General features: G+C 68.7%; 29 protein-coding genes. 17 read left to right on the forward strand and 12 right to left on the reverse strand.

All coding sequences use genetic code 11. The annotated features are described in order from the left end of the window. Positions 1 to 142 precede the first annotated feature (142 nt). The 4 genes from AC1DVU_RS17880 to AC1DVU_RS17895 are packed head-to-tail and all read left to right on the forward strand — an operon-like array spanning position 143 to position 4,484. Positions 143 to 1,198, forward strand: a complete 1,056-nt coding sequence (locus tag AC1DVU_RS17880) for an alpha/beta hydrolase (protein WP_476923822.1) — start codon at positions 143 to 145, stop codon at positions 1,196 to 1,198. A gap of 5 nt (positions 1,199 to 1,203) precedes the next feature. Beyond that, positions 1,204 to 1,641 (forward strand): hypothetical protein, encoded by a 438-nt coding sequence (locus tag AC1DVU_RS17885; protein WP_476923823.1) that lies wholly within the window; start codon positions 1,204 to 1,206, stop codon positions 1,639 to 1,641. 57 nt (positions 1,642 to 1,698) lie between these two features. Beyond that, positions 1,699 to 4,059, forward strand: coding sequence for an FdhF/YdeP family oxidoreductase (locus AC1DVU_RS17890; RefSeq protein WP_476923824.1), 2,361 nt, complete (start codon positions 1,699 to 1,701; stop codon positions 4,057 to 4,059). Then, the gene (locus AC1DVU_RS17895) at positions 4,056 to 4,484 is read left to right on the forward strand and encodes a DUF1810 domain-containing protein (protein WP_476923825.1); all 429 of its coding nucleotides are present in this window, start codon (positions 4,056 to 4,058) and stop codon (positions 4,482 to 4,484) included. Before AC1DVU_RS17890 ends, AC1DVU_RS17895 begins: the two co-directional genes overlap by 4 nt. On the opposite strand, the gene AC1DVU_RS17900 is transcribed toward AC1DVU_RS17895, so the two are convergent. Next, positions 4,481 to 5,011, reverse strand: coding sequence for an NADPH-dependent FMN reductase (locus AC1DVU_RS17900; protein WP_476923826.1), 531 nt, complete (start codon positions 5,009 to 5,011; stop codon positions 4,481 to 4,483). The genes AC1DVU_RS17895 and AC1DVU_RS17900 overlap by 4 nt on opposite strands. Before the next feature lie 64 nt (positions 5,012 to 5,075). On the opposite strand from AC1DVU_RS17900, the gene AC1DVU_RS17905 reads away from it, so the two are divergent. Further along, entirely contained in the window at positions 5,076 to 6,356 is a 1,281-nt protein-coding gene (locus tag AC1DVU_RS17905; protein ID WP_476923827.1) for a magnesium transporter MgtE N-terminal domain-containing protein, read from the forward strand. Next, on the forward strand, positions 6,349 to 6,849 hold the full coding sequence (locus tag AC1DVU_RS17910) for a DUF1003 domain-containing protein (protein ID WP_476923828.1): 501 nt from the start codon (positions 6,349 to 6,351) through the stop codon (positions 6,847 to 6,849). Before AC1DVU_RS17905 ends, AC1DVU_RS17910 begins: the two co-directional genes overlap by 8 nt. A 100-nt stretch (positions 6,850 to 6,949) precedes the next feature. Here the strand turns inward: AC1DVU_RS17910 and AC1DVU_RS17915 are convergent, their stop codons facing one another. Further along, on the reverse strand, positions 6,950 to 7,177 hold the full coding sequence (locus tag AC1DVU_RS17915) for a hypothetical protein (RefSeq protein WP_476923829.1): 228 nt from the start codon (positions 7,175 to 7,177) through the stop codon (positions 6,950 to 6,952). Positions 7,178 to 7,203: 26 nt separating this feature from the next. Next, positions 7,204 to 8,625, reverse strand: a complete 1,422-nt coding sequence (locus AC1DVU_RS17920) for an ATP-binding cassette domain-containing protein (RefSeq protein ID WP_476923830.1) — start codon at positions 8,623 to 8,625, stop codon at positions 7,204 to 7,206. A 104-nt stretch (positions 8,626 to 8,729) separates the two neighbouring features. On the opposite strand from AC1DVU_RS17920, the gene AC1DVU_RS17925 reads away from it, so the two are divergent. The 4 genes from AC1DVU_RS17925 to AC1DVU_RS17940 all read left to right on the forward strand — a co-directional run bounded on the left by AC1DVU_RS17925 (position 8,730) and on the right by AC1DVU_RS17940 (position 11,522). Further along, positions 8,730 to 8,999, forward strand: a complete 270-nt coding sequence (locus tag AC1DVU_RS17925; RefSeq protein WP_476923831.1) for a Fe-S cluster assembly protein HesB — start codon at positions 8,730 to 8,732, stop codon at positions 8,997 to 8,999. A 62-nt stretch (positions 9,000 to 9,061) separates the two neighbouring features. Next, positions 9,062 to 9,997, forward strand: a complete 936-nt coding sequence (locus tag AC1DVU_RS17930; RefSeq protein ID WP_476923832.1) for a TIGR01777 family oxidoreductase — start codon at positions 9,062 to 9,064, stop codon at positions 9,995 to 9,997. 58 nt (positions 9,998 to 10,055) lie between these two features. After that, a complete protein-coding gene (locus tag AC1DVU_RS17935) occupies positions 10,056 to 11,195 on the forward strand; it encodes an Mrp/NBP35 family ATP-binding protein (protein ID WP_476923833.1) in 1,140 nt (379 codons plus the stop codon). Positions 11,196 to 11,204: 9 nt separating this feature from the next. Then, positions 11,205 to 11,522 (forward strand): sec-independent translocase, encoded by a 318-nt coding sequence (locus AC1DVU_RS17940; protein ID WP_476923834.1) that lies wholly within the window; start codon positions 11,205 to 11,207, stop codon positions 11,520 to 11,522. 8 nt (positions 11,523 to 11,530) lie between these two features. On the opposite strand, the gene AC1DVU_RS17945 is transcribed toward AC1DVU_RS17940, so the two are convergent. From AC1DVU_RS17945 to sigE, 3 genes are all read right to left on the reverse strand, one after another. Continuing rightward, positions 11,531 to 12,595 carry a methyltransferase gene (locus tag AC1DVU_RS17945; protein ID WP_476923835.1) on the reverse strand — a complete coding sequence of 355 codons (1,065 nt, stop codon included), beginning with the start codon at positions 12,593 to 12,595 and terminating at the stop codon, positions 11,531 to 11,533. Positions 12,596 to 12,704: 109 nt separating this feature from the next. Next, positions 12,705 to 13,547, reverse strand: coding sequence for an anti-sigma factor family protein (locus AC1DVU_RS17950; protein WP_476923836.1), 843 nt, complete (start codon positions 13,545 to 13,547; stop codon positions 12,705 to 12,707). Then, the gene (gene sigE, locus AC1DVU_RS17955) at positions 13,547 to 14,113 is read right to left on the reverse strand and encodes an RNA polymerase sigma factor SigE (protein ID WP_476923837.1); all 567 of its coding nucleotides are present in this window, start codon (positions 14,111 to 14,113) and stop codon (positions 13,547 to 13,549) included. The genes AC1DVU_RS17950 and sigE overlap by 1 nt, the downstream gene beginning before the upstream one ends. A gap of 122 nt (positions 14,114 to 14,235) precedes the next feature. On the opposite strand from sigE, the gene AC1DVU_RS17960 reads away from it, so the two are divergent. Then, entirely contained in the window at positions 14,236 to 14,892 is a 657-nt protein-coding gene (locus tag AC1DVU_RS17960) for an O-methyltransferase (RefSeq protein WP_476923838.1), read from the forward strand. 3 nt (positions 14,893 to 14,895) lie between these two features. Here AC1DVU_RS17960 and AC1DVU_RS17965 read toward each other — a convergent pair whose 3' ends face one another. Both AC1DVU_RS17965 and AC1DVU_RS17970 read right to left on the reverse strand, forming a co-directional pair. Next, positions 14,896 to 16,209, reverse strand: a complete 1,314-nt coding sequence (locus AC1DVU_RS17965; RefSeq protein ID WP_476923839.1) for a sensor histidine kinase — start codon at positions 16,207 to 16,209, stop codon at positions 14,896 to 14,898. Positions 16,210 to 16,222: 13 nt separating this feature from the next. Continuing rightward, on the reverse strand, positions 16,223 to 16,894 hold the full coding sequence (locus tag AC1DVU_RS17970) for a response regulator transcription factor (RefSeq protein ID WP_476923840.1): 672 nt from the start codon (positions 16,892 to 16,894) through the stop codon (positions 16,223 to 16,225). 138 nt (positions 16,895 to 17,032) lie between these two features. Between AC1DVU_RS17970 and AC1DVU_RS17975 the strand changes: the two genes are divergently transcribed. Further along, entirely contained in the window at positions 17,033 to 17,821 is a 789-nt protein-coding gene (locus tag AC1DVU_RS17975; RefSeq protein ID WP_476923841.1) for a hypothetical protein, read from the forward strand. Here AC1DVU_RS17975 and AC1DVU_RS17980 read toward each other — a convergent pair. Together AC1DVU_RS17980 and AC1DVU_RS17985 are read right to left on the reverse strand one after the other, a co-directional pair. Then, complete coding sequence (locus AC1DVU_RS17980) at positions 17,818 to 18,108, reverse strand: hypothetical protein (protein ID WP_476923842.1); 291 nt, start codon at positions 18,106 to 18,108, stop codon at positions 17,818 to 17,820. The genes AC1DVU_RS17975 and AC1DVU_RS17980 overlap by 4 nt on opposite strands. 71 nt (positions 18,109 to 18,179) lie before the next feature. Continuing rightward, entirely contained in the window at positions 18,180 to 18,341 is a 162-nt protein-coding gene (locus tag AC1DVU_RS17985) for a DUF3117 domain-containing protein (protein WP_082530405.1), read from the reverse strand. A gap of 107 nt (positions 18,342 to 18,448) precedes the next feature. On the opposite strand from AC1DVU_RS17985, the gene AC1DVU_RS17990 reads away from it, so the two are divergent. Beyond that, a complete protein-coding gene (locus AC1DVU_RS17990; RefSeq protein ID WP_476923843.1) occupies positions 18,449 to 19,249 on the forward strand; it encodes an enoyl-CoA hydratase-related protein in 801 nt (266 codons plus the stop codon). A gap of 16 nt (positions 19,250 to 19,265) precedes the next feature. Here the strand turns inward: AC1DVU_RS17990 and AC1DVU_RS17995 are convergent, their stop codons facing one another. Both AC1DVU_RS17995 and AC1DVU_RS18000 read right to left on the reverse strand, forming a co-directional pair. Then, on the reverse strand, positions 19,266 to 19,859 hold the full coding sequence (locus AC1DVU_RS17995) for a hypothetical protein (RefSeq protein ID WP_476923844.1): 594 nt from the start codon (positions 19,857 to 19,859) through the stop codon (positions 19,266 to 19,268). A gap of 68 nt (positions 19,860 to 19,927) precedes the next feature. Then, a complete protein-coding gene (locus tag AC1DVU_RS18000) occupies positions 19,928 to 20,488 on the reverse strand; it encodes a DNA-3-methyladenine glycosylase I (RefSeq protein WP_476923845.1) in 561 nt (186 codons plus the stop codon). A 4-nt stretch (positions 20,489 to 20,492) separates the two neighbouring features. Here AC1DVU_RS18000 and folP point away from each other — a divergent pair, with 4 nt between their 5' ends. The 4 genes from folP to AC1DVU_RS18020 all read left to right on the forward strand — a co-directional run bounded on the left by folP (position 20,493) and on the right by AC1DVU_RS18020 (position 24,417). Then, on the forward strand, positions 20,493 to 21,377 hold the full coding sequence (gene folP, locus AC1DVU_RS18005; protein WP_476923846.1) for a dihydropteroate synthase: 885 nt from the start codon (positions 20,493 to 20,495) through the stop codon (positions 21,375 to 21,377). Between the two features lie 132 nt (positions 21,378 to 21,509). Then, positions 21,510 to 22,526, forward strand: a complete 1,017-nt coding sequence (locus AC1DVU_RS18010) for an efflux RND transporter periplasmic adaptor subunit (protein ID WP_476923847.1) — start codon at positions 21,510 to 21,512, stop codon at positions 22,524 to 22,526. Then, positions 22,526 to 23,224: an ABC transporter ATP-binding protein gene (locus tag AC1DVU_RS18015; protein ID WP_476923848.1), complete on the forward strand. Its 699-nt coding sequence runs from the start codon at positions 22,526 to 22,528 to the stop codon at positions 23,222 to 23,224. The genes AC1DVU_RS18010 and AC1DVU_RS18015 overlap by 1 nt, the downstream gene beginning before the upstream one ends. Next, positions 23,221 to 24,417: an ABC transporter permease gene (locus tag AC1DVU_RS18020; RefSeq protein WP_476923849.1), complete on the forward strand. Its 1,197-nt coding sequence runs from the start codon at positions 23,221 to 23,223 to the stop codon at positions 24,415 to 24,417. The genes AC1DVU_RS18015 and AC1DVU_RS18020 overlap by 4 nt, the downstream gene beginning before the upstream one ends. The last annotated feature ends 11 nt before the right edge of the window (positions 24,418 to 24,428 follow it).

Here is a 24,428-nt window from a genome sequence, read left to right on the forward strand (position 1 = left end):
ATCCTCCGAAAATCTGGAACGTACGCGCAGTACGCTAACGATCGCATGTGGCGCAAGTCACTTTTTGTGAATGGTTCGTTAACGACTGTTTACCGCCGGACCTGGGTAAACGAGTGTCGCATGATCCTGAAGGGGGATCCCGATGGCATCGCATCTGACGCTGGCCGCTCAACCACAGTTCTTCCGTGGCGCAAGCGTCCAGTCCCGTCTCCTCGGCTTCGGACTGCGCCACACCGTGCGCCCTCTGCTCGGGGTGTGGGCGCGGATGCCATTCGACCTCTTCCCCCCGAACGCCGTCGAGCAGATCGCCAGGCTGCTGCCGGTGCACGAAGGCACGATGTGGCGCTCGGTCGACCTCGCCGACTGCGGCAGCGAGTGGCTCCAGGCCAAGGGCGTCGCCGACATCCACGGCGGCAACCCGGGCGCGATCCTCTACTTCCACGGCGGCGCGTTCATCACCTGCGGCCTCAACACGCATCGCCGGCTCGTCTCCCGCATCTCGTTCAGCGCCAAGCAGCCCGTCCTCAACGTCGGCTACCGCCAGATGCCTTATGAGCCGATCACCGAGTCGGTCGCCGATGGGGTCGACGGTTTCCGCTGGCTGCTCGAGCAGGGCTACGCCGCCGAGAACATCACGATCGCCGGCGACTCCGCCGGCGGCTATCTCGCGTTCAGCGTCGCGCGCGCGGTCATGGACAAGGGCTGGGGCCAGCCCGCCGGAGTCGTCGCGATCTCGCCGCTGCTCGACTTCGACCCGGCCGGCAAGGAGGGCCACCGCAACGCCAACCGTTGCGAGACATTCCCGATGAACGCCGTCGCGAAGCTCGCAGACGTCTCGCTCCGCATGGACACCCGCCGTGGCATCTCGGGCCAGCGCGTCGACCCGGTCAACATGCCGCTCGCCGACATGCCGCCCGCGCTGATCCACATCGGCTCCAACGAGGTCCTCATGGCCGATGCCGAGCTGATGGCCAACCGCCTGGTGTCGGCCGGCGTGCCGTGCGACCTGCAGGTGTGGGATCGCCAGGTTCACGTGTTCCAGGCAGCTGCCGCCTGGGTACCCGAGGCACGCCTCGCAATCGGCGAGATCGGTACGTTCGTCCGTGGCCTCGCCGACCGGGAGGTCGTCGCCACGAGCCCCGTCGCCGCACCCGCCCCGGCTGCGCGCTCGCGCCGCAGTCGCACAGCCGTACGCTGAGCCGTGTGAACCGCACCGACCTCGTCGCCGAGCTCGCCAAGAAGTCCGGCCTGCTCTGGATCTCGTACGGCCGACGCGTTCATCCGGTCTGGCACGAATGGGTCGGCGATGCCGTGTGCGTCGTGGCCGGCGGTTCGGAGCAGCCGCTGCCCGACATCGAGCGTCACGAGACCGTGATCCTCAGCCTGCGCAGCAAGTCGACGCGGGCCCTCGTCGCCGAGGCCAAGGCACGGGTCGAGGTCGTGACGCCGGAGTCCGAGCACTGGGACCCGGTGACGACCGCGCTCAAGGCCGGACGACTCAACCTCAGCGACAGCGACAACGCGATCGAGCGGTGGGCGCGCGAGTCCGTCGTGGTGCGCCTCGTGCCGACCGAGGAGATCTCGCTACCGGACCAGATCGCCACCACGATCCGCCACACGTCGCCGCACCTGACGCGTTGACCCTGCGGCACACGGCTGGCTCGCAAGCGAGCAACAATGGACTGAGAAAGGGCTGACATGTCAGACGACGTGATCAACGAGGACGAGCTCGAGGTCCACGACCCCAAGCGCGCAGCGGCCGGAGTGACGGGCGTACGTGTGTCGCTGCAGCGCGCCGTGTCCCACATGGGGGTCAAGAACTCCGCCAAGACGCTGCTCAAGCTCAACCAGGCCGACGGCTTCGACTGCATGAGCTGCGCGTGGCCCGATCCGGACCCGGAGAACCGGCACACCGCCGAGTTCTGCGAGAACGGCGCCAAGGCCGTCGCCGAGGAGGCGACGAAGGACCGGGCCACCCCGGCGTTCTTCGCGCGCCACAGCATCGCTGACCTGGCCGCTCACGACGAGTACTGGCTCGGGCAACAGGGCCGCATCACGCATCCCTTGATCAAGCGGCCGGGCGGGACGCACTACGAGGAGATCGGCTGGGAGGAGGCGCTGCGGCTGATCGGCGATCAGCTCAACTCGCTCGCGAGTCCGGACGAGGCGGTGTTCTACACCTCCGGCCGGGCGTCCAACGAGGCCGCGTTCCTCTATCAGCTGTTCATCCGGGCGTACGGCACCAACAACATGCCCGACTGCTCCAACATGTGCCACGAGTCGAGCGGCACGGCCCTGACGGAGTCGATCGGCATCGGCAAGGGCAGTGTCAGCCTGCGCGACATCTATGACGCCGAGTGCATCGTGATCGCCGGCCAGAACCCCGGAACCAACCACCCGCGCATGCTGTCCGCGCTCGAGATCGCCAAGCGGCGCGGCGCCAAGATCATCTCGATCAACCCCCTGCGCGAGGCCGGTTTGGTCAACTTCCGCAACCCGCAGAAGCCGCGCGGGGTCGTCGGCAAGGGCACAGACATCGCCGACCTGCACCTGCCGATCCGGCTCAACGGCGACCTCGCGCTGTTCCAGGCGATCGGTTCGCTGCTGCTGGAGTGGGACGCGATCGACCACGAGTTCATCGAGCGGCACACGCACGGGTTCGAGGCCTGGGCTGAGCACGTCCGCGCCGTCGACTGGGCCGTCGTGGAGTCGGCGACCGGCCTGACCCGCGCCCAGATCACCGAAGCGGCCGAGATGATCCGCGCGTCGGACGCCACGATCTACTGCTGGGCGATGGGGCTGACGCAGCACCGCAACTCAGTCGCGACGATCCGCGAGGTCACCAACGTCGCGCTGGCTCGGGGCGACATCGGCAAGCGAGGCGCCGGCCTGTGCCCCGTACGCGGGCACTCCAACGTCCAGGGCGATCGCACCATGGGCATCTGGGAGCGGGTGCCCGACCACTTCCTCGACGCGTTGCAGGCCGAGTTCGGCTTCGACCCGCCCCGTGAGCACGGGTTCGACACGGTCGACGCGATCCGTGCCTTGCGCGACGGCAAGGCCTCGTTCTTCATGGCGCTGGGCGGCAACTTCGTCCAGGCCGCGCCCGACACCGACGTCACCGCCAAGGCCCTCCGCAGTGCCGCCATGACGGTCCAGGTCTCGACCAAGCTCAACCGCTCCCACCTCGAGTGCGGCGACACCGCGCTGATCCTGCCGACCATGGGGCGTACGGAGAAGCACGTCTCCCCCGCCGGCGAGCAGTTCGTCACGGTCGAGGACTCGATGTCAGCGGTGCACGCGTCGCGTGGCGTCCTGCCGCCCGTGAGCCCGCACGTACGCTCCGAGGTCGCGATCGTCGCCGGGCTCGCAGAAGCCACGATCGGCAAGCGACACGGCATCGACTGGTCCGCCATGGCGATCGACCACGGCATCATCCGCGACCACATCTCGCGCGTCGTCGCGGGCTGCGAGGAGTACAACCACAACGTCGACCGCCCCGGCGGCTTCGTCATGCCCCACCCACCGCGCGACTCCCGTACGTTCGAGACCGCGAGCGGCCTGGCCGAGTTCGCGGCGTCGCCGGTCGAGCTCCTGCACGTGCCCGACGGGCACGTGGTCCTGCAGACGCTGCGGAGCCACGACCAGTTCAACACCACGATCTATGGGCTCAGCGACCGCTACCGCGGCATCGAGGACGGTCGCCGCGTCGTGTTCGTGCACCCCGACGACATCACAGCACTCGGCTTCGCCGACGGCGACCTGGTCGACCTCGTGGCGCACTGGGAGGCCGACGACGTCACGCGGGTGGCTCGCAGGTTCAGGATCGTCTCCTACGACACCCCGCGCGGCTCGGCGGCGGCCTACTACCCCGAGACCAACCCGCTCGTCCCCCTCGACTCGACGGCGATCGGCAGCAACACCCCGACGTCCAAGTCCGTCATGGTCCGGCTCGAGCCGCACCCGACGGACGGCGCCTCGGGCGTCGGCGCGGGCCAGGACGAGGTCGGTGCCGACGACGCCCACAAGACGGATCGCCAGCCCCGGCACCTGTCGTGAGCGACCCGTTCGACCTCCAGCGGTTCGTCGACGCGCAAGCCGGTGGCACGTACGAGCGTGCGGTGGCCGAGCTGCGCGCCGGTCGCAAGACGAGCCACTGGATGTGGTTCGTCTTCCCACAGATCGCCGGTCTTGGCCGAAGCGACATGGCCGTCCGGTACGCCATCTCGGGCCTCGGCGAGGCGCAGGCGTACGCAGCGCATCCCGTGCTCGGCGTCCGCTACGACGAGTGCTGCCAGGCGCTGCTGGCCCTGGGTGACGTCTCGATGACCGATGTGTTCGGCCCGGTCGACGCGCAGAAGCTGCACTCCTCGCTGACGCTGTTCGCGCAGGCATCGCCGCAGTCCGCCACGATCGAGCAGCTGCTCACCCGGCACTTCGGCGGCGAGCCCGACGCAGCGACCCTGCGCCTGCTCGCCAGCTAGGTCGCAGCGACGAGCGCCGCCACAGCGGCACGGATCGCGTCGTGCTCGGGCCCGGGCGGCACCAGGCCGTCGTCACCGAGCAGGGCCCGCGGCACCGGGACGTCGACGCACGCCTCCTCGACGATGCGGCAATCGGTGTACTCCAGCACGGTCCGCAGCGAGGCGTACGTGCCCGCCGAACGGTTGAGGATCGCCGAGGGATTGATCCAGCCCGTCGGCTTCTGCGTGGTCTCGACTCCCCCGACCGTCCATTCCAGCAGGTTCTTGAGCGCCCCGGGCATCGCGCCGGCGTACTCCGGCGTGCTGATCAGCAGCGCGGACGCCTCGTCGATCAATCGCCGCAGCTCGACGACGGGCTCGGGCAGTGGGTCGTGGTCGAGATCGGGGTTGAAGTGCGGCAGGTTGCCGAGGCCGGCGTACGTCACTGCGCTCACGCCCTGGGGCGCCAGCGCGGCGGCTGTCGCGATCACCGCAGCGTTGACCGAACCCAGTCGTACGCTGCCGCTGATCATCAGGATGCTGGTCACCCGGCAAGCCTAGGACCGCCTGATGTGCCACGGGTCGGGCATGCCGCGACGGTAGAGTTCGAGCGTGAGCGCAACGCCCGGACGCATCTTCCTGTCCCGCATCGTGGGTCAGGCGGTCTTCGACCCCGCGGGCGACCAGGTCGGCAAGCTCCGCGATGTCGTGGTGGCCGTACGCTCCGCCCGCCAGCGTCCGCGCGTGCTCGGACTCGTCGTCGAGGTCCTCGGCCGTCGCCGCATCTTCCTGCCGATCACCCGCGTGACCTCGCTGGACTCGGGCCAGATCATCACGACCGGCGTGCTCAACGTCCGCAAGTTCGTTCAGCGCCGCACTGAGACGCTGGCGATCCACGAGCTGTTCGACCGCACCGTGACGCTCCCGGACGGCACCAGCGGCACCGTCTACGACCTCGCGATGGAGCAGGACCCACGCCGTGACTGGTACGTCAGCTCGGTGGCCGTGCAAGGCGGAGGCAAGCGCTTCGGCCGCCGCGGTCCCCACCACGTGCTCGAGTGGGACGAGGTCAAGGGCCTGACCACCGAGGAAGCCGGTCAGGGCGCGACCCACCTGCTCGCCACGATGGACGAGATGCGCGCCGCCGACCTCGCCAACGCCCTGCGCGACCTCGCCCCCAAGCGCCGCATGGAAGTCGTCACCGAGCTCGACGACGAGCGCCTCGCCGACGTGCTCGAGGAGCTGCCCGAGAAGGACCAGGTCGAGATCCTCGGGGTGCTCGACCCCGAGCGTGCTTCCGACGTGCTCACCGAGATGGACCCGGACGACGCGGCCGACCTGCTCGGCGAGCTGCCGCCCGCCACGGCGGAGGCGCTGCTCGCCCTCATGGAGCCCGAGGACGCCGAGGACGTACGCCGCCTGCTGACGTACGAGGAGCGCACTGCCGGCGGCATGATGACGACCGAGCCGGTCGTTCTGCCCCCTGACGCGACGATCGCCGACGCACTCGCCCGCATCCGCAATCCCGACCTGATCCCCGCGCTCGCGTCGATGGTCTACGTGTGCCGGCCGCCGCTGGAGACTCCGACCGGCAAGTTCCTCGGCATCGTGCACTTCCAGGCCCTGCTGCGCGAGCCGCCCTCGACGCTGGTCAGCGCCATCGTCGACAACGACATCGACTGGCCGCGCCCCGAGGCATCGCTCGAGCATGTCGCCAACCTGCTCGCCGCCTACAACATGGTCGCGCTGCCGGTCGTCGACGAGAACGCCCATCTGCTCGGGGCGGTGACCATCGACGACGTGCTCGACCACCTGCTCCCTGAGGGCTGGCGCGAGCAGGACGACACCGAGTCGGCTCCCGGAGAGGGGTCGGAGGTGGTCACGCATGGCTGACCGCGCCCGTCTCGACCAGCCTCGTTCCGTACGCCGCTCGTTCCGGCCCCGCCGCGAGCCCGATCCCGAGCGCTTCGGACGGTTCGCGGAGTCGACCGCCCGCTTCCTGGGCACCGCGACGTTCATCGCGTGGATGACGGTCTTCGTCGCGATCTGGGTCCTGTGGAACATGCCGTACGGCCCCGACCGGCACCGCTGGGACGACTACCCGTTCATCTTCCTCACCCTGATCCTGTCGCTGCAGGCGTCGTACGCCGCACCGCTCATCCTGCTCGCGCAGAATCGCCAGGAGGCGCGTGACCGCGTCACGCAGGAGCAGGACCGCGACGCCACCGCACAGGCCAACGCCGACATGGAGTTCCTCGCCCGCGAGGTCGCCAGCCTGCGCCTCGGCCTCGGCGAGGTCGCGACCCGCGACTTCATCCGTGGCGAGCTGCGCGGCCTGATGGCCGACCTCGACGAACGCGACGCCGAGGACGAGTCGAAGAACTAGCGCGCGGACGTGTACCCGGAACGATGATCTCCATGCGTTCCCGATGTCCAGGCAACGCGAACGCATGGAGATCCGTCCAACCCCACCGGCGGCCGCAGCCTCAGCGGCTGCGCTGCACCCGCGTCTCGTCCCACACCGGCTCGTCCGACTCGTAGACCCGGCCGTCGGCGCCGAACACCAGGAACCGGTCGAAGCCGCGGGCGAACCAGCGGTCATGGGTCACGGCGACGGGTGGTTCGCGCAGACTCACGAGCACCCTTCGCTGCTGGGCCGCACGCTGCTGGAGATCCTGCATCACGGCGACGGCCACCGTAGGGGCATGGGGCATGAGGGTTCGGCCAAGGCGCTTGACCGCTACGGGCTGGCCAAGGGCTGGTGACCAGGTCTTCGAGCAGCTGTCGGGTGGTCAGCAGGCGCGCTTCCAGATCCTGCTGCTCGAGCTGTCGAACTGCTGCTCGACGAGCCCACTGACAACCTCGACCTGCACTCCGCCGAGGCGCTTGAGCAGGCGCTGTCGACGTTCGAGGGCACCGTCGCGGGGCGTACGCGCGAGCCCAGCTTGGCCATGCCGGTGTGGTCGACCGGCGGCGGGATGACGTCGCCGACCGGCTCGTGCTCGATGTCCGGCCGTGAACCGCCGGCGGCCAGCAGCCGGAGGAAGTGCGACTTGCCCGAGCCGTTGCTGCCCAGCACCGCGACCCGCTCGCCGAACCAGATCTCGAGGTCGAACGGCTTCATGAGCCCCGTGAGCTCGACCTGCTCGGCGACCACCGCACGCTTGGCCGTACGTCCGCCGTCGAGCCGCATCCGGAGGTTCTGCGCGATCGGCACGGCCTCCGGCGGGCCTTCTCGTTCGAAACGCTCGAGCCGGGTGACCGCCGCCTGCAACCGCGAGGCCATGTCGGCGTTGTAGGCGGCCTTGGCCCGGTACATCACGACGAGGGCCTTGAGCTTGGCCCGCTCCTCGTCCCACCGCAGACGGCGCTCCTCGAGCTTGGCGTTGCGCTCGATCCGTGCCTGCAGGTACGTCGAGAAGTGCCCCGGGTGCACCCACAGCGAGCTGCCGGCTGCGCCGGGCTCGAGCGTCGCGATGCGCTGCGCGACCCGCTCGATCAGCTCACGGTCGTGACTCACGAACAGCACGGTCTTGGGCGACTCGACGAGCTGGTCCTCGAGCCACCGCTTCGCCGGCACGTCGAGGTAGTTGTCGGGCTCGTCGAGCAGCAGCACCTGCTCGGGCCCGCGCAGCAAGGCCTCGAGCACGAGCCGCTTCTGCTCACCACCGGACAGGGTCGTGACCTGACGCCACTGCGCCTTCTGGAACGGCACGCCCAGCGCGGAGACGGTGCACATGTCCCACATCGCCTCGTGGTCGTAGCCGCCCGCATCGCCCCAGTCGACGAGCGCCTGGGCGTACGCCATCTGGTCGCGCTCGTCGTCACGCTCCATCATGAGCAGCTCCGTCCGGTCAACCTCGGCTGCTGCCTTGCGCACGGCCGCGGGAGCCACGGACACCAAGAGGTCGCGGACGGTCGACTCGTCGCGCACCGAGCCGATGAACTGTCGCATCACCCCGAGTCCCCCGGAGATCGTGACGGCACCCTCGTGCGGGTCGAGGTCACCCGTCGCGATGCGGGTCAGGGTCGTCTTTCCGCTGCCGTTGGGGCCGATCAGAGCGACCTTCATGCCCTCGCCCACCCGCAGGCTGACCTCGTCGAGGAGAGGTCGCCCGTCGGACAGCGTGAAGCTGACGGAGTTGAGGTCGAGGTGTCCCACCACGACATCCTCGCACCTGGCATTTGAACCAGCGACGAACGCGAGCAAGAGTGGGAGATTCACCCAGACGCCCATCCATGGAACGGGAGAAACACGTGCTCACGATGACCGACAACGCAGCAGACGTGGTCCAGAAGATCGTCGAACAGACCGTGGCAGACGAACAGGCCGGCCTCCGGATCAGCCAGACAGCCGACGAGTCGCTCGCCCTGACGCCCGCAGCGGCGTCCGAGCCAGGCGACCAGGTCGTCGAGGAGAACGGTGCTCGAGTCTTCCTCGACGAAGGCGCCGCCGCCCTTCTCGACGACAAGATCCTCGATGCACAGGTCGAGGCCGACGGATCGGTGCAGTTCGCCGTCGGCGTCCAAGGCTGACACTGGCCGCCCACCCTGAACCGAAATTGAACATGTTCAAATAGTGGTCTAGGGTGGGCGCCATGAGCCACTCAGAGCCACGGACCGCCGTGATCGCCGGTGCGTCCGGCTACATCGGCCAGCACCTCCTCCGCACGCTCGCGGAGCGAGGGGTCGACGTACGCACGATCGGCCGCAGCGCGTCGAGCGACGCGACCTGGGACGACCCGTCGGCTCTCGTCGAGGTGCTCGACGGCGCCGATCTGCTCGTCAACTTCGCGGGCCGCTCGGTGAGCTGCCGCTACACCAAGCGCAACGCCGACGCGATCTTCTCGTCGCGCACGGAGACCACAGTCGCGCTCGGACGCGCGCTTGCGGCGACCACGAGCCCTCCGGCGCTGTGGATCAACTCGAGCACCGGCACGATCTATCGCGACTCACGCGACCGTCCCATGGACGAGGCCTCCGGTGAGCTCGGCACCGGGTTCTCCGTTGGCGTCGCTCGGGCTTGGGAGCACGAGCTGTTCTCAGCACCGACCGACGTCCGCAAGGTCGCGCTTCGCATGTCGATCGTCCTCGGGGCCGGCGGCGGAGCGCTGAACCCGTTCATCAACCTCGCCCGGCTGGGCTTCGGCGGGCCGATGGGCGACGGCGAGCAGAAGTTCAGCTGGGTCCACGTCGACGATGTCGTCAGCGCCATCACGTACGCCTTCGAGCACCCCGAGATCTCCGGCCCCGTCAACGTCGCCGCCCCGGAGGTCGTGTCGAACGCGGAGATGATGCGCCAGGTGCGGGCGACGCTCGGCCGGGCCTGGGGCATGCCGCTCCCGGCGTGGGCGCTCGAGGCGGGTGCGCGCATCATCCGCACCGAGCCCGAGCTCGTCCTCAAGAGCCGGTGGATCGACTCGCGGATCCTGCGGGAGTCGGGGTTCGAGTTCGCCCACCCGACGCTGTCGGGCGCGCTCGACGAGATCGCAGGCCGTACGCCCCGTGGCCTGCTGCCCGTCGCCCTGGGCTGACAGGGTTGGAAGGGCAGGCTCAGCGGTGATCGCAGGACCGCCCCCGTACGATGGAGGCATGGCAGTGGTCACCGAAGAGCAAGTCCGTGAAGCCCTCAGCAAGGTCAACGACCCTGAGATCAAGCGACCCATCACCGAGCTCGGGATGGTCGACGGCATCACGATCGACGAATCGCAGATCACCGTACGCCTGCTGCTGACCGTCTCCGGCTGCCCGCTCAAGGACACCCTCAACCGGGACATCACCGCCGCCGTCGCCGAGGTGGCGCCGGCCCACGCGGTCGTCGTCGACATGGGCGTCATGACCGACGAGCAGCGCAAGAGCATGCAGGAGCTGCTGCGCGGTGGACGCACCGAGAAGGAGATCCCGTTCGCGCAGCCCGGATCGTTGACCAAGGTCTTCGCGATCGCCTCGGGCAAGGGCGGCGTCGGCAAGTCGACCGTCACGGTCAACCTCGCGCTCGCGATGGCCAAGCGCGGCCTCAAGGTCGGCATCATCGACGCCGACATCTACGGACACTCGATCCCCGACATGCTCGGCGTCGGCGACCTCCGCCCGACCCAGGTCGAGGACATGATCATGCCCGTCCCGGTCAAGGGCATGAAGGTCATCAGCATCGGCATGCTCAAGCCCCGCAAGGACCAGGTCGTCGCATGGCGCGGGCCGATGCTCGACCGTGCGCTCGTGCAGATGCTCAGCGACGTCTACTGGGGCGACCTCGACGCCCTGCTCCTCGACCTGCCGCCCGGCACGGGCGACGTGGCGATCAGCCTCGGCCAGCACCTGCCCAACGCCGAGGTCGTCGTCGTGACGACCCCGCAGCCCGCGGCCGCCGATGTCGCGGAGCGCGCCGGCACGATGGCCTCGATGATGCACCAGCGCGTCGTCGGCGTCATCGAGAACATGTCCTACCTCCAGGTCCCCGGCGGCGAGCGCATGGAGATCTTCGGCTCCGGTGGCGCTGCCAAGGTCGCCGAGACGCTCAGCGCGCGCTTCGGCTACGACGTGCCGATGCTCGGCCAGGTGCCGCTCGACCAGACACTTCGCGAAGGCGGCGACGCCGGCGACCCGATCGTCGAGACGGATCCCGACTCCGAGGCCGCCAAGGTCCTCCAGGGTGCCGCTGACCAGCTGAGCGGACGCTCCCGCGGCCTTGCCGGCATGCAGCTGGGGTTGGCACCGGCCGGACGGCTCTAGGCCGCACACATGTTCGGCATGGGCCTCCCCGAGATCGGGGTCATCCTCGTGGTGGCGTTGCTCGTGTTCGGGCCGGACAAGCTCCCGGAGATCGCCAAGCAGGCCGGCGGCTTCGTGCGTACGCTGCGCCAGATGGCTGAGAACGCCAAGAACGACCTGGGGCGCGAGATGGGTCAGGACTTCTCCGACCTCAACCTCCGCGACCTCGACCCGCGCGAGATCGTCCGCAAGAACTTCCTCGACGACGACACGACGCCGTCACCCACCCGCGAGCAGCGCATCCTGCGGCCCGGCGAGACCCCGCCGTACGACCCGGAGTCGACCTAGCCCGCCACTCATTCCTTGTACGCGATGGCGGCGCTGGTCGGGCCGGCGAGGTGACGGACCTCGGTCCGCGCGAATCCGGCCCTGCGGGCCCAGCCATCGAACTGGGCGCCGGTGTAGTCGAATCCGCCTGGCAGCTCGATCAGCATGTTGAGCGACATCAACAGCCCGAAAGCGTTCACCCGACGCTCGTCATCGATCACGTTCTCGATGGCCACGAGCATGCCGCCGGACGACAGGCCCGCGTACGCCTTGTCGATGAGCGTCTGTTTCTGGACCTCGTCCCAGTCATGCAGGATGTTCCCCATGAAGTAGACATCGGCCGGCGGGAAGTCGTCGCGGAAGAAGTCCCCTTCGACCGCCTTGACGCGATCGGCGACACCGTGGCTCGCCAGATGGGCGTTCGCGACCGGGACGACCGGCGCCAGGTCGAACACGGTGCCGGTGAGGTGGGGGTTGCGGCTTGCGATGATCGTCGCCAGCACCCCGTTGGCACCGCCGATGTCGCTGAACGTGTGATGGGCACTGAGGTCGAGCGACTCGCCCAGCGCCGTGAAGGCACCGAGCTGGATGCCGGCCATCCCGGCAAGAAAGTTCTCCAGGACCTCGGGTTGCGAGTAGAGGCCCTCGAACAGCCCCGGCGCTCCGGTCTTGATCTCGTTCTGCGGGAGGCCGGTCTGCAGGGCCTCGGTCAAGGAGCCCCAGAAACCGTAGAGCCGCGCGGAGGCCATCTCGAGGATCCCGCCGACGTACGCGGGTGAGCTGGGGTCGAGGAACACCGCCGTGTCCGGCGTGTGCCGATAGACGGCGTCGGGTCCGTTGCCGTCGCGGGACAGCAGACCGAGCGCGACCAAGGCATCGAGGAAGTCATCACGGCTCCGCTCGTGCAGCCCGACACGTTCGGCGATCTGTGCCGCGGTCAGACCGTCGGCGCCCAGCTCGGCGTACAGCCCGAGATCCACCGCAGACAGGAGTGTCCTGGAGGCGAAGAAGCCCATGCCGATCTGAAGGATGTGTTCGGGGCTCGGGGCATCACCGATCGGTGGCTCGGTGGCACTGGTGGTCGTCTCGCTCATGTGAGGGCTCCTGGCAGTCAGCTGTCCCGACAGGGCCCCCGCGGACAGATCAGCGGTGCATTCGAGTATTGCAACGACGAGCCAGAACCGCAGGCGTTTCTGACAGTCCTTAGGCTGCGTCGAGCCACGCCGTCATGCGGTCGAGCCCGTCTCGTACGCGCTCCGGAGGCGTCTCCTCGTGGGTGCCGCGTGGCAGCTGGGACACCGCCTGCTCGACCCGGCCACGGTCGGCGTCGGTCACGATCGTGTAGACGACACCGTCGTCGTCCCAGGTCACGAGCATCGGCTCACCATCACGGACCCAGACCTGCGAGCCGGCCATCTCGGCGTGCTCGAAGTCCTGGACGCTGTCACGATCGAGCGACCCGTTCTGCTCGAACAGGTTGAGCTTGGCGCTGCCGTTGGAGTAGCTCAGGGCAACGACCTCCTCGTGGTCAGCGAACGCCCCGGAGACGCGGTGCATGTCGCCCGCCAGTGTCGTGAGGCACGGCCAGCCCGAGCCGTCGAGCTCGGTCATCGTCGAGTCCTCGATGACGTGCCCGGCCGGCACCGCGGTCGCGCCGTAGAAGTCGGCGGCATAGCGGTTGAACGGAGGTGCGACCTCGTCGCCGACCCGCTGGTCCCCTCCGCCAACGGCGTACGCGGTCATCACCACAGCGACCGAGGCACTGACGAGGACGACACCGGCACGGAACGGCACCGAGCGGCGTACGCGGACCCACCAGCTGTCGGGCTCCGGCGGCGACGCGGCCAGGCTCGACAGCGAGGCGAGCAGGTTGGCCGGAGGCTCGGGCGCGGCAACCGTCGACATACGGGACTTGAGCAGGCGTTGCTGGCGTACGGCCTTGGCGCAGGCGTCACACGTCTGGAGATGCGTCAGCGCTTCGCGCGTCGCGGGCTCGGACAGCTGTCCGTCCACGAACGCTGCGACATCAGCACCCAGATGAGCCATCAGATCCCAACCGGCCCCACGAATCGGGTCCGACCCTTGCGGGGAGCACGGTGAGCAAGCGTCTCGCGCAGCTGCGTGCGGCCACGGTGGATGCGGGAACGGACGGTGCCGAGCTTGACGCCGAGGACGTCGGAGATCTCCTCGTAGGACAAGCCTTCGATGTCACACAGCACGACGGCGACGCGGAACTCGTCGGACAGCGAGGACAGTGCCAGCTCGATGTCGGGGTCGAAGTTGGCGTCGTGGACGGCCGACTCGGGGAGCACCTCAGAGCTCAGCAGCTTGTCCTCGGCACCTTCGTAGAAGCCATCCATGCGCAGGCGCGACTTGCGGCGCACGCGGTCGAGGAAGAGGTTCGTCGTGATGCGGTGCAACCAGCCGGGGAAGTTGCCCGGCTCGTAGGCGTCGAGCGAGCGGAAGACCCGGATGAAGACGTCCTGCGTCAGGTCCTCGGCGTCCTGGCGGTTGCCGGTCAGGCGGTAGGCAAGCCGATAGACGCGCGCGGAGTGCTCCGCGACGATGTCGTCCCAGTTGAGCGTTGCCGTGGTCACGTCGTCGTCCTTCATGAATTGATCGTTCACCCCGTACCTGAGAGAACGCATTGAAACTGCTGACTGTTCCCCAGATTCCCGTGACATCACACGGTTGAGCCTCCGCAGCCAACGGCTCCTGCGCGGATAGTCTGTCTTTGACAACCGCGACCGAGGAGCCGACCATCACCACCGCAGCCAGCCTGGCGTACGCCGAGGACTTCCTGAGCGAGGACGACCACCTTGCCGCTGCGAGACGCCGGTCCACAGATGTCGGCGTCATCCCCGTCGGTCCTGGCGGCGGTGCGGCCCTGTCCTTCCTCGCCTCGGTCGTGCAGGCCAAGTCGGTCGCCGAGATCGGCACCGGCACCGGCGTCTCCGGGCTGTGGCTCCTGAGGGGCATGCAGCCCGACGGCGTCCTGACGTCGGTCGACCTCGAGGCCGAGCACCAGCGGCTGGCCCGTGAGACGTTCACCGAGGCCGGCTACGCACCACAGCGGTTCCGCCTGATCGCGGGCGCCGGGCTCGACGTCATGCCACGGCTGACCGATGCCGGCTATGACGTGGTGTTCCTCGACGGCGACAAGGTCGAGTACGGCGAGTACCTCGACCAGGCGATGCGCCTCGTACGCCCCGGCGGCGTCATCGTGTTCGACAACGCCTTGTGGCACGACCGGGTCGCCGATCCGGCCCAGCGCGACCCTGAGACGTCGGCGATCCGCGAGGTCGTGCAGCGGGTCAAGAACGACGAGCGACTCCGCAGCGTGCTGCTGCCGCTCGGCGACGGCCTGCTGGCCGCCCAGCTCCTGGCCTGAGGCTCACCGGGCCAACGGCAACTCCACCACGAAGCTCGCGCCCGGGCCGTGAGCGGGATCGAGCGCGATGCTTCCGCCGGTCGCCGAGACGATCTCACGGGAGATGGCCAGACCCAGCCCAGTGCTGTGACCGCTGCGGACGCGCGCGTCGTCGGCGCGCGCGAACCGCTCGAAGACCCGCTCGCGGAGATCGTCCGTGATCCCGGCCCCGTCGTCTGACACGGTCAGGACCGCTTGACCGTCGCGCTCGGTCAGCGACACCGTGACCGAGGGCCCGCCGTGCTGTCGGGCATTCTCGAGCAGGTTGCGCACGACCAGGGCTAGGTGCGTCGGATCACCGACGACCTGAGCGGCCGACACGGCCGACGCGTCGATCGTCGGCCCCCCTGTGTCACGCACGCGGCGGACCTCGCGCATCACGACGTCGTCGAGGTCCACGGGACCACGTCTGCCAGGGGTGTCGTCGCCGTCACTTCTCGCCAGTAGAAGGAGATCGTCGACAAGGCGCTGGAGGGACACGGTCTCGTCCAGCACGCTCTGCTGGGTCGCCGGATGATCTGCGCTGTCCGGTTGGGCCAGGTCAACCTCGAGCTCCGCGCGCATCCTGGCCAATGGGCCGCGAAGCTCATGTGAGGCATCCGCAACGAACCGCTGCTGACGCGCCGACGAGGCTTCGAGGCGTCCGAGCATGAGATTCATGGTCTGCGCGAGGCGAGCCACCTCGTCCCGGGTGGCGGGCTCCGGCACGCGCCGGTCGAGGCTGCTGCCGCTGATCTCTGCCACCTGGCGGCGGATCTGCTCGACCGGGCTGAGAACCCGGCCGACCAGGACCCAGACGAGCCCCGCGAGCACCAGAGTCGCGGCGGGCACCGCCACGCTGAGTCCGCGGATCAAGGTCGAGACACTGTCATTGACGTCATCGAGCGGTGTCGCCGTGCGGATCACGACGCCTTCGTGACGCACAGACATCACCCGATACTCCCCCTCGGCGCGAGGGACGTGCGCGGACCGAAAGTCTGGCTTGCCGCCTTCGGGCAGGGCCAGCTCAAGAGGGCCCGGTGAGGTCGTGGTCTCCGCGACCAGATGACCTGAGGCGTCGACGACCTGCGCAAATGCATCATCGTCGCCCTCGCTGGCGAGGATCTCAGGTATTGATCCGTCATCCACCTGCTTTGAGACCGCACTGGCGTGATGCTCAAGCCCTTCGTCGACGCTCTCGACGAGAGTGTGCCGCTGAGAAGCCACCAATGCCGCCCCCGTCAGGGCAAGCATGATCAGCACGAGCGTCGCCGCCAGCAGGGTCGTCCGTGCCCGCACACCCCAGACCATGTCAGCCCGCGCTCAGCCGGTAGCCCGCACCGCGTACGGTCTCGATCGTGGCTTGGCTCGACCGCTGCTCGAGCTTGCGCCGGAGCCTGCCGACGTAGACCTCGACGATGTTGGGATCGCCATCGAAGTCGTCGCTCCACACCTCGTCGATCATCTGATGCTTGGACACCACCCGACCGCAGTTGCGTACCAGGTGGAACAGGACATCGAACTCCCGTGAGGTGACCGACAGCTCACCGTCACCGACTCGTACGCGATGGCCGAGCGGATCGACCTCGAGATCTCCTGCGGCCACCGGGACGGGCGCAGAGGTGCTGCCGCGACGGACCAGGGCACGCAGGCGGGAGACCAGCACGGGGAACGAGAACGGCTTGACCACGTAGTCGTCGGCCCCGAGGTCCAATCCCTCCGCCTCGTCGAGCTCGCCGTCCATCGCTGTCAGCATCAGGATCGGCGTCCAGATGCCCGCAGCCCGCAGGTCACTGCACACGCGATAGCCGTTGAGCCCGGGAAGCATCAGGTCGAGCACCACGACGTCGTACGACCCCTCGGTCGCCCGCCACAGCCCGTCGACGCCGTTGTGGGCGATGTCGACGGTGAAGCCCTCGGGCTGGAGGCCGCGCTTCACCGCTGCGGTGAGCTTTTCGTCGTCATCGACGAGGAGCACCTTCATGGTCGTCTCCCGGTAGCCGTCTTCAGACTAGCCACGCTAAGCCGGCCCCGCTGAATACCTGCTGAACAAGCCTTTGCGGCGATTCAGCCGGCATTCAGCGCCGACGACGCAATCTCGTGGTGGACGAGAGGATTGGACATGAACTCATCACACCGCGTGCTCACCGCACTCGCAGGCATCGCCGTGGTCGCGGCGTGCTCCGGGGGGAGCGACGAACCCACGACCAGTTCGCGTGAACTGCCACGAGGCGGTGAGGCGATGACGCTGGATCCGAAGGACTTCACGACGACGATCGACAATCCCTATCTGCCGTTGGTGCCGGGCACCCAGTCGACGTTCCGGGAGGTGGGCGGCGACGGGAGCGTCGCAACGGTTGTCGTCACGGTGACGAGCAAGACGCGCAAGGTCGCCAACGGCGTCACGGCGCGCGTCGTCCGCGACACCGTCTCGGAGGATGGTGAGATCGTCGAGGACACCTTCGACTGGTACGCCCAGGATGCTGAGGGGAACGTCTGGTACCTCGGGGAGGACACGGCGGAGTTCGAGGATGGCAAGAAGGTGACGTCGGAGGGCTCGTTCGAGGCCGGGGTCGACGGAGCGATGGCCGGAGTCGTCATGCCAGCACACCCGCGGCCCGGACTGGCGTATCGCCAGGAGTACTACCGTGGCGAGGCCGAGGACAACGGCGAAGTGCTGAGCGCACGCGAGATGGTCGACGTGAAATACGGCCACTTCACCTCGGCGGTGCTCACGAAGGACACGTCGGCGATCGAGCCGGATGTGCTGGAGTACAAGTTCTACGCCCGCGGCGTCGGCCAGGTGCTCACGCTTGACATCGCGGGCGGCAGCGGGCGCGAGGAGCTGCTGACCGTCGAGAAGGTGCCGGCCGGCACGGCGACCGGACCCCTGGGGCACCCGGACGACTAGTCGTCGTCGCGCTTGTCGTGCTCGAAGCTGGCTGACGAGCGGAATCCGGCAGGGCCGCGTACGACAGCGACGACCTCATAGGGCTCGATCGTGACGGGCGGGCTGCCGATGATCTTGGAGCCGGCCGAGTCGGCGGCGATCTTCTCGAAGTTGTCCTGGAATGCGGCGCGCGCCTCGTCGGAGACGAACACATAGCTGCCCTCGAACCACTCGCCCTTGCGGGCGCGCCAGGTCTTGAAGCGCAGGCCGTCGAGCCCTGCGAACTTCGAGAAGGACTCATCCTCCACGTACGAGCGGAGAGCCTTGAGTGTGCCTTTGGGGGCGTCGGCCAATGACCAGCGAACGGTCAGCCCGTACATCAGACGGCTTTGAGCTGGTCGCCCAACGTGGCCGCTTCCTCATTGTTGAGCTCGACAACGAGACGTCCGCCGCCCTCGAGCGGGACGCGCATGACGATGCAGCGCCCTTCCTTGGTGACCTCCATCGGGCCGTCTCCGGTCCGTGGCTTCATGGCGGCCATCAGTTCCCCTCTCGATCTGGAGCTCCCACCGCTACGGCGGGAAGCGTGCCTCCTATTATCGCCTATGGCCGAAGCACGTTCGACCGCAGTACCACCAGGAGGCACCGATGACCGATCAGAGCGCACCACCTGTCACCTACGAGGTGGTCGACGGCGTGGGCACGGTGACGTTCAACCGTCCCGACGGGATGAACAGCCTGACGCTCGCAACGAAGATCGCGCTGCGCGATTCGCTGCACGCCGCAGCGGCCGACAGTGCCGTGCGTTGCACCGTCCTGACCGGCACCGGACGGGCCTTCTGCGTCGGCCAGGACCTCAAGGAGCACGTCGCCGACCTGCAGTCCGAGAGCTCGTCATTAGGCACGACGGTCGCCGAGCACTACAACCCCGCCGTCACCGCGATCGCGACGATGCCCAAGCCCGTCATCGCGGCGGTCAACGGTGTCGCTGCGGGCGCCGGGGCCTCTCTCGCGTTCGCCGCCGACTTCCGCCTCGTACGCCGTTCGGCCGGGTTCAACCTGGCATTCGCCGGCATCGCCCTGTCCTGTGACACCGGCTCCTCGTGGACCCTCCCCCGGCTCGTCGGGTTCGGCAAGGCGACCGAGCTGCTGATGCAGCCGCGCACGATCCCGGCAGACGAGGCGTACGCCCTCGGGCTGGCCACGAAAGTCGTCGACGACGAGGACTTCGACGCCGAGGTGGCCGCGCTGGCGCGTTCCCTCGCGGACGGGCCGACGCTGGCGCTCGGCGCGATCAAGCGGTCGCTGTCCTTCTCGGCAACGCACGACCTGCCCGCCTCGCTCGAGCACGAGGGCCAGAAGATGGCACTGACCGGTGCGTCAGCAGATCACGCGGTCGCGGTGCAGGCGTTCCTCGCCAAGGAGAAGCCGGTCTTCACCGGGCGCTGATCCGACGGCCGAACCGTCAGGCAGAGCGGTCGTGCTGGCGGCGCTCCTCCGCGGAGGCCGCCTCTTCCCACGCGAGCACCTGGGCCCGAGCGTCCATCTCGGCGCCTTCACTCTCGACGAGGGCGTCGAGTGCACGCGCCAGGTCGTACTGAGCCGACTCGAGATCGGACTTCGCGGACTCTGCGTCGGCCTTGAGGGCCTCGTTCCGGGCACGCTCCTCCGACACCCGCTCGCGCGAGCGAGCCAGGTCGATCTCGGCGGTCACGAGTGAGTCGCGGAGCTCGGCGAGCTGCTCGTCGCGCAACCTGATCCGCGCGCCCATCTGGGTCGCAAACTCGATGTGCTCACGAGAACGCGCCACCGAGGCGCGACGGTTGTCGTCGACGATGGCAGACCGTTCCATCGACCAGATGCGACGCCTGTCGTGGAGCTCGTTGGACAGCAGCCGGGCCGCGACGACGCCGGCCAGGACCGCGTACGTCGTTGCCGCGATCAGGACGGGGACGGTCGACAGGATGATGCCTGCCACTGCCACGAGGGCAGCAGAGATCAGCAGTCCGACCGAGCCGACTGCTCTGCGAGACCGGGGGATTCTGCGCGATGAAGCCATGTCCGGATGGTAAGCCGCGGCGGCGGCGAAAGTGGGGAGCCACGCTGGGCGCGTGTGACTGGTCTGACTCAGCCGCGCGCAACGCAGTCGGCGAGGTGGTCGTTGACCATGCCGGTCGCCTGCATCAGGGCGTAGGCCGTCGTCGGTCCGAAGAACCGGAAGCCACGCTTCTTGAGCGTCTTGGCCATGGCGATCGACTCGGCTGTCGTCGCCGGCACGTCGGCGTATGACGTCGGCGCCGGCGCGGGCGGCGGCGCGAACGACCAGAGCAGGTCGCTGAACGACTCGTCGAGCTCCACGAGCGTGCGGGCGTTGCTGATCGTCGCCTCGATCTTGAGGCGGTTGCGCACGATGCCGGCATCGTCGAGCAGCCGGGCGACGTCTGCGTCGCCGAACGCGGCGACGGCCTCAGGATCGAAGCCCGCGAACGCCTCGCGGAAGTTGTCGCGCTTGCGGAGGATGATCGCCCAGGACAGACCGGACTGGAACGCCTCGAGCGACATGCGCTCGAACAGCTCGCGGTCGCCGCGCAGCTCCCGCCCCCACTCGGTGTCGTGGTAGGCGATCATCGCGGGGTCGTCGCCCCATGGGCAACGCACGATCAGGTCGGCACCGGTCGTTACGCTCACGAGTGTGACTCTGCCATCCACCTCGGACACTCTGCGACTGGGCACGCGGACGTTCCAGCCCGGGGAGCTTGCGCTGATGGCGATCATCAACCGCACGCCGGACTCGTTCTACGACAGCGGCTCGACGTTCGACCTCGAGCCCGCCCTCGTACGCCTTGGCGAGGCCGTCCGCGACGGGGCCGACCTGGTCGATGTGGGTGGCGTACGCGCGGGCTACGGCCCTGATGTCGACGCCGACGAGGAGCTGCGACGCACGGCTGACTTCGTCGCCGAGGCGCGAGCACGGTTCCCCGACCTGGTGATCAGCGTCGACACCTGGCGCAGCGAGGTCGCCGACGAGCTGTGCCGCCTCGGCGCCGACCTCGTCAACGACACCTGGTCGGGACACGACCCCGAGCTCGCCGCGGTCGCCGCGCAGCACGGTGCCGGGCTCGTGTGCAGCCACACCGGCGGCATCGGGCCGCGCACCGACCCGCACCGCTCGGCGTACGACGACGTCGTCGCCGACGTCATTGAGACCGTGACGGGACTGGCCGAACGCGCGCTCCAGGCGGGCGTTCGCCGCGACGGGATCGTGATCGACCCGACGCACGACTTCGGCAAGAACACCCGGCACAGCCTGGAGCTGACGCGCAGGCTCGACGAGCTGGTCGCGACGGGCTGGCCCGTGCTGGTCGCGCTGTCCAACAAGGACTTCATCGGCGAGACCCTCGACGTCGACAAGGACCACCGCCTGCCCGGCACGCTGGCCGCGACCGCCGTCTCGGCGTGGCAGGGCGCGCGGGTGTTCCGTGCCCACAACGTCGCCGAGACCCGTCAGGTCCTCGACGTGGTCTCCTCGATCCGTGGGGACCGCCCTCCAGCGGTCGCCCGACGCGGTCTGGCCTGACGCGCGGGCATTTCCCGAGTTCGAGTCGCACGTGTCTCGAACCGCTACGATTCAGTTTCCCAACCGGGGCCACCTGCTCTCGACAGCGAGGAACGACCGACCGTGAGAGTTTTTCGCAAAGTAGTGCTCCCTGTGGCTTGGGTGGCGATCTTCTCGACGATCGCCATCAGCCTGGCGGTCATGGCGTTCGGGAGCGATGACCCCGAGCCGGCGCGGAGCGGACTCAAGCCAACAGGACAGATCCCCGTCAGCAACGCTGGCGTGAGCCGCGGAACCGTCGAGAACATGCTCACGCTCCAGGGCACGATCCAGGTGGACCCGCCGGTCACGGCGAAGGCAGATCACGACGGCGTCGTCAACCACTTCTTCTTCCAGGCCGGCGCCAAGGTCAAGGTCGGCGAGCCGATCTTCCAGATCAAGTCCGAGGAAGCCGCAGCAGGCGACGACGAGGACGAGGCCAAGCCGAAGATCCGCTACTACAACGTCCTGGCCTCCAAGTCCGGCCGCATCAGCGGGTTCTCCAAGGAGCTCGAGGACCCGGTGACCAAGGGCGACGCCGTCGCGACGATCCGGCTCGACACGTTTCGCGCGACGGGCTCGATCGACCCGGTCGACCAGTACCGCCTGCTCAAGATGCCTCGGTCCGCCCAGGTCTCCATCACCGGCGGGCCCAAGCCCTTCGCCTGCGGAGAGCTGGCGATCGGCGATCCCTCAACCAGCACCGGCAGCGGCGACGCCGGGTCCGATGACGGCGACGACATGCAGCCCAGCGGCTACAGCGGACCCGGCGAGGGCGAAGGTGGTGGCGAGGGCGGCGGAGCCAGCATCACTTGCCGAGTCCCCGAGGACGTACGCGTGTTCGACGGCCTCAACATGACGATGGCGATCAACGCGGGACGTGCCGAGGACGTCTTGGTCGTACCGATCACCGCGGTCCGCGGACTGGTGGGCACCGGCACGGTCTGGGTGCTGGAGGACGGCGAGCCGACCGAACGCCGTGTGCGGCTGGGCCTGAGCGATGGACAGGTCGTCGAGATCCGCAAGGGTCTCAAGGAGGGCGAAGAGATCCTCGAGTTCGTCCCGGGCGCCTCCCCCGACGAGATGGGCGGCGACGAGATGGGCGTCGACATGGGGCAGGCGGCCGGCTGATGTCCGAGCTGCTGCGCCTCACGCAGGTGACCCGGACCGTCAAGCTGCCCGACGACAGCGACCTGCACATCCTCACGGGTGTCGACCTCACGGTCTCGAGCGGCGACCACATCGGCATCATCGGTCGTTCGGGCACCGGCAAGTCGACACTGCTCAACCTGCTGGGCCTGCTCGACCGGCCGACGACCGGCACGCTCGAGTGGGCCGGCCAGGACATACGCACGCTCCGGGCGCGCGCCGCGGCCCGCATCCGGGGTCGCGACGTCGGCTTCGTGTTCCAGCAGTTCAACCTGCTCCCCGGCCGCACGGCGCTCGAGAACGTCGCGGCTCCGTTGATGTACGCGCCCGGGAGCGTGTTCTGGAAGCGCCGGGAGATCGCTGCGGCGATGCTGGAGCGGGTCGGCCTGGGCGCGCGCCTCGACTCGATGCCCGAGAGCCTCTCCGGCGGCGAGCAGCAACGCGTGGCCATCGCGCGCGCGATCGTGCGCGGCCCCAAGATCGTCCTCGCCGACGAACCGACCGGCGCACTCGACCTCGAGACCGGCGCCGAGGTGATGGCGCTGCTCGACGGCATCACGCACGAGACCGGTGCGGCGCTCATCACGATCACGCACGACGTCGACGTCGCCCAGATGGCTCGCCAGCGGTTCCGCCTCGACGGCGGCCGGCTCCACAGCCTCGTCGACGTACCCGCATGACCGGATTTGCCGCGGCGGTCGTCGAGGCCTGGCAGGAGCTGCGCATCCACCGGCTCCGCGTGCTGCTCTCGTTGATCGGGGTGGGGGTCGCGGTGTGCGCCCTGACCAGCGCGGTGGCCGTCAGCAGCATCGCCAAGCAGGCACTCGTCGAGCAGGCCGAGCGTGAGGGCGGCCGACCGGCGACGTACGGGATCTTCGCCTACAGCGAATCCGGCGAGCCCGCACCCGCGTCGGAGACCCGGCGCGTGTTCGGCGAGACGATGCGCGACTTCGGCGTCAACTACCACTCGGCCATCGGGGAGTCCCAACCGATCGCGGTCGTCGCCAAGGGTCCTCGGCGGGTCACCCTGCGCGCGGTCGACGTGGCGTACGCCGACCTGCGGCGCATGGTGCCGCTGCAGGGACGCTGGTTGAGCAAGGACGACGCCCAGAACCTCAGCCCGGCCGTCGTCGTGGACGCCCGCATGCTCAAGGCCCTCGGCCTCGGACCCGACTCCCTCCCCGCGACCGTGACCTTCCGTGGCGAGACCGCGATCACGGCCACGATCATCGGCCAGGTGCGCAAGGACGAGCAGTCAGGTGGCCCGACCGCCTACATCCTGTTCGACGCGTACGAACGGTGGTTCAGCGCGAGCCAGCCGATGTACGACGTCAACTTCCAGATGTGGGTGCCGCCGAGCGGCGCGAAGGCCTTGAGCAAGGCGGTCCGCAAGGAGCTCCGGTCCGAGCTCCCCGGTATGCAGGTCGACGTCGGGCGGAATGACTACTCAGACCGCGGCGAGTCCTTCAAGACGTTCAAGTACGTCGTCGGGGGCATCAGCGCCCTGATCCTGCTGCTGGGTGCGATGAGCCTGCTCAACATCGCCCTCGTGACGATCAAGCAACGCGTCCGCGAGATCGGCATCCGCCGCAGCTTCGGCGCCACGACGTCGCGGGTCTTCTTCTCCGTCATGATGGAGAGCGTCGTGGCGACGTTCGTCGCGGGGCTCGTCGGCGTGGTCGCGGCGGTCGGCATCGTCAACAGCCCGTTGATCGCCGATCACGTCATCACGGACGTCACCGACATACCGCCGTTCCCGATGTCGGCTGCGGTCCTCGGCCTGGTCGTCTCACTGGCCGTCGGCAGCCTCGCGGGACTCCTGCCGGCCCTGATCGCCGTTCGGGTCAAGATCATCGACGCGATCCGCTTCTGACCTCCGCTACC

It is taken from the genome of Aeromicrobium sp. P2_G6 (assembly GCF_056403535.1).